The 3,817-nt window shown below is 67.5% G+C and carries 5 protein-coding genes; 4 read left to right on the top strand and 1 reads right to left on the bottom strand.

The window, feature by feature from the left end:
- Nucleotides 1-114: 114 nt before the first annotated feature.
- Nucleotides 115-1,437 carry a replication-associated recombination protein A gene (locus B3547_RS11860; RefSeq protein ID WP_292963352.1) on the bottom strand — a complete coding sequence of 441 codons (1,323 nt, stop codon included), beginning with the start codon at nt 1,435-1,437 and terminating at the stop codon, nt 115-117.
- A gap of 129 nt (nt 1,438-1,566) precedes the next feature.
- On the opposite strand from B3547_RS11860, the gene B3547_RS11865 reads away from it, so the two are divergent.
- The 4 genes from B3547_RS11865 to B3547_RS11880 form a co-directional block, all read left to right on the top strand.
- A complete protein-coding gene (locus B3547_RS11865; RefSeq protein ID WP_371431952.1) occupies nt 1,567-2,220 on the top strand; it encodes a PadR family transcriptional regulator in 654 nt (217 codons plus the stop codon).
- Between the two features lie 74 nt (nt 2,221-2,294).
- Nucleotides 2,295-2,756 carry a hypothetical protein gene (locus B3547_RS11870; protein WP_124808200.1) on the top strand — a complete coding sequence of 154 codons (462 nt, stop codon included), beginning with the start codon at nt 2,295-2,297 and terminating at the stop codon, nt 2,754-2,756.
- Between the two features lie 80 nt (nt 2,757-2,836).
- Entirely contained in the window at nt 2,837-3,451 is a 615-nt protein-coding gene (gene ruvA, locus B3547_RS11875) for a Holliday junction branch migration protein RuvA (RefSeq protein WP_125954010.1), read from the top strand.
- Nucleotides 3,452-3,491: 40 nt separating this feature from the next.
- Nucleotides 3,492-3,817 (top strand): AAA family ATPase (locus B3547_RS11880; protein WP_292963357.1); only part of this gene is annotated, 326 nt, incomplete at its 3' end.

Raw genomic sequence — 3,817 nt, forward strand, 5'->3', positions numbered from 1 at the left:
GCCGGCGCACCAGTCGCGGCGGGCGTGGCGCTCTGCGCGGGCCGGGGGGCTGGCGTCGCGTCCTGCCCGCAGCCGCCTAGCGTCACCACCGTCCCCGCCATCACCAGAAGGATGCTAGCCTTCCCGACGTTCACGCCTTTTCCTTTCCCACCAATCCATTCGTTCGCGCACCTGTCTTTCAAAACCGCGCTCCACCGGGCGGTAATAGTGCTGCGCCCCCATGCCTTCCGGCCAGTAGTCGGCGCCGGAGAAGCCGTCTTCCGCGTCGTGGTCATAGGCATAGCCAGCACCATAGCCGATGTCCTTCATCAGCCGGGTCGGCGCGTTGAGGATATTGGCCGGCGGCATCAGCGATCCCGTTTCCTTCGCGCTTTTCCAGGCTTCCTTTTGCGCGACATAGGCCGCGTTCGATTTGGGCGCCGTGGCGCAATAGAGGCAGGCCTGGACGATGGCCAGTTCGCCTTCGGGGCTGCCGAGAAAATCGTAGGCGTCCTTGGCGGCAAGGCACTGGACCAGCGCCTGCGGGTCGGCCAGGCCGATATCCTCGCTGGCGAATCGGACCAGCCGGCGCAGCACGTAGAGCGGCTCCTCGCCCGCCGTCAGCATCCGCGCGAGGTAATAGAGCGCCGCCTGCGCGTCCGATCCGCGCAGCGCCTTGTGCAGCGCGGAGATCAGGTTGTAATGCCCGTCGCGGTCCTTGTCGTAGACCGCCACGCGGCGCATCAGGAACTTCGACAGCGCATCGGGATCGAGCGGTTCGGTCAGCGAAACGTCAAACAGCGTTTCCGCCTGGTTGAGCAGGAAGCGCCCGTCGCCATCGGCCGAGGCGACCAGCGCCTCGCGCGCGGGGCCGGTAAGCGGGAGGCGCAGCCCGGTAATCTCTTCGGCGCGCCGCAGCAATTCGCCGAGCGCGGCAGCATCCAGCCGGTGCAGGATCAGCACTTGCGCGCGGCTGAGCAGCGCGGCGTTGAGCGCGAAACTGGGATTCTCCGTAGTCGCGCCGACCAGCGTGACCGTGCCCTTCTCCACGAACGGCAGGAAACCGTCCTGCTGGGCGCGGTTGAAGCGGTGGATCTCGTCCACGAACAGCAGCGTACGCCGGCCGGTGAGCGCCATCGCCTCGGCCTCGGCGAAGGCCTTCTTCAGGTCGGCCACACCCGAGAAGACCGCACTGATCGCCACGAAGCGCATGTTCACGGCATCGGCGAGCAGGCGCGCGGTGCTGGTCTTGCCGGTGCCCGGCGGCCCCCACAGGATCATCGAGGAAAGCTTGCCCGCCGCCACCATCCGCCCGATCGCGCCTTCCGGCCCGGTCAGGTGCTCCTGCCCGATCACGTCGGCCAGCGTGCGCGGGCGCAGGCGGTCGGCCAGCGGCCCGTCGTCGCGCGGCTCCGATGGTGGCGTATCGGCCGGGGGAGAGGCGAACAGGTCGGTCATCTGCGTTCGTGATAGGGCGTAACCCGCATGGGGGGCAGATAGCGCACCGCAAAAATTTTTCATCCCCGCTCTTGCGCAACATTCAATAAGATATATCTTAGAAGCATCGTGATATACGGAGTAAAGACATTGCGACACGAACAACACCGCTGCGGCCTCGATCACGGCCGCAACCACGGACGCGGTTTCGCCGCGCGTGGCATGATGAAGATGATGATGGGCGGACGCGGTCCGTTCGGCCGGGGTTTCGGCGATTTCGGCGGCGGCTTTGGCGGCTGGGATGACGAATCGGGCGGCCGGGGCGGTCGCGGCGGCGGCAGGGGACGCGGGCGGATGTTCGCCGGCGGCGAACTGCGGCTGGTGCTGCTGCGCCTCGTGGCCGAACAGGATCGCCACGGCTATGAACTGATCAAGGCGATCGAGGAACTGACCGGCGGCGAATACGCCCCCAGCCCCGGCGTGGTCTATCCCACGCTCAGCCTGCTGGTGGACGAAGGCCTTCTGGCCGAAGTGGCCGGCGAAGGATCGCGCAAGGCCTTCACCGTGACCGAGGGCGGACGCGCGGAACTGGCGGAAAAGGCGGCCGAAGCCGATGCGCTGGTCGAACGGCTCAAGGCGTTCGGCGAACAGCGCCAGCGGCACAGCAGCCCGCCGGTGCGCCGGGCGATGCACAACCTCAAGGTGGCGCTCGGCCAGCGCCTGATGGGCGGCCTCGACGATGGGGTGGCCCACCAGATCGCCGACATCCTCGACGAGGCGGCGCGCCGGATCGAACGGCTCTGATGCTGCCGGACTCGCGCTTGGACGGATGGTTCGATGATGGTATCATGCGCCAGCAGCCTTATGGGGAGAGGCGCATGGTATCTGTCGAAGAACGGCAACCGCTCGAAGAAAGACGTCTGGGCGCGCCATGGCATCTGTGGGTGGTGGGCGTCATCAGCCTGCTGTGGAACAGCTTCGGCTGTCTCGATTACATTCGCACGGTCACGCGCGATCCGGTGGCAATGGCGCAGCTGACGCCGGATACGCTGGCCTATCTCGATGCCATGCCCGCCTGGCTCACCGGCTTCTGGGCGCTGGGCGTGTGGGGTTCGCTGGCGGGTTCGCTGTTGCTGATCGCGCGATCGCGCCACGCCGTGCCGGCGTTCGGGCTGTCCTTGCTGGGGCTGGCCGTCAGTCAAGGCTACCAGATAATGACCGAGCGGCCGCCGGAAATGAGCGGCACCGCGATGGCGATCTTCACCGCCCTGATCTGGGGCGTGCTGCTGTTGCTGCTGTGGTATGCATCGTCCATGAAACGGACCGGCGTGCTGCACTGAGAGTAGCGATCACCGGTGGCAGGAAGCGTCACGCATCAGGGGCTGGTGCGCGGCGAACAATCCTGCCATAGGAACAAACCATGATCGCCAAGCTCACCGGCACCCTGGATGACACCGGCCCCGACTGGGCCGTGATCGACGTGAACGGCGTCGGCTATCTCGTCCACTGCTCGGCCAAGACGCTCACCCATCTCGGCATCCGGGGCGACAAGGTCGTGGTCCATACCGAGATGCAGGTGAGCGAAACGGACCAGCGGCTGATCGGCTTCACCAGCGCGGGCGAACGGGCGTGGTTCCGCCTGCTGACGGCCGTGCAGGGCGTTGGCAGCAAGGTCGCGCTGGCGATCCTGTCCGCCCTGTCGGTCGAGGAATTGCAGCGTGCCTGCGCCAATGGCGACAGCGCCATGGTCGCGCGGGCCAACGGCGTGGGGCCGAAGCTCGCCGGGCGCATCGTCAACGAACTGAAGGACAAGGCGGGCGGTCTGGCCGGCTATGCCTCGCCCCTTGGCCCTGGCGGAGAGGCCGTGCCCCTGCCCGCCGGCTCCGCCAGCGCCGACGCCATTTCCGCGCTCCAGAACCTGGGCTTCAAACCCGCCGTCGCCAGCACCGCCGTCGCCGCCGCGCTGAAGGAACTGGGCGAGGACGCCGGCCTGAACGACCTCGTGCGCGTCGCGCTGAAGCGGGCGGCGGGGTGATCGCGATGAACACCCGTCTCGCGATGCGGCAGTCTAGCACATGACCGATAACCCCCTCCTCTCCGCCGCGCGGCAGGACGAAGACCCGGACGCCGCGTTGCGGCCCAAGTCGCTCGCCGAATTTACCGGGCAGGAAGCCGCGCGCGAGAACCTGCGCGTGTTCATCGAATCCGCCAAGATGCGGCGCGAGGCGATGGACCATGTGCTGTTCTTCGGCCCGCCGGGCCTGGGCAAGACCACGCTGGCGCAGATCGTCGCGCGCGAACTCGGCGTCGGCTTCCGCGCGACATCGGGGCCGGTGTTGCAGCGCTCCGGCGACCTCGCCGCCATCCTGACCAACCTGCAGCCGCGCGACGTGCTGTTCGT

Source organism: Novosphingobium sp. UBA1939 (assembly GCF_002336885.1).
Taxonomy (GTDB): Bacteria; Pseudomonadota; Alphaproteobacteria; order Sphingomonadales; family Sphingomonadaceae; genus Novosphingobium.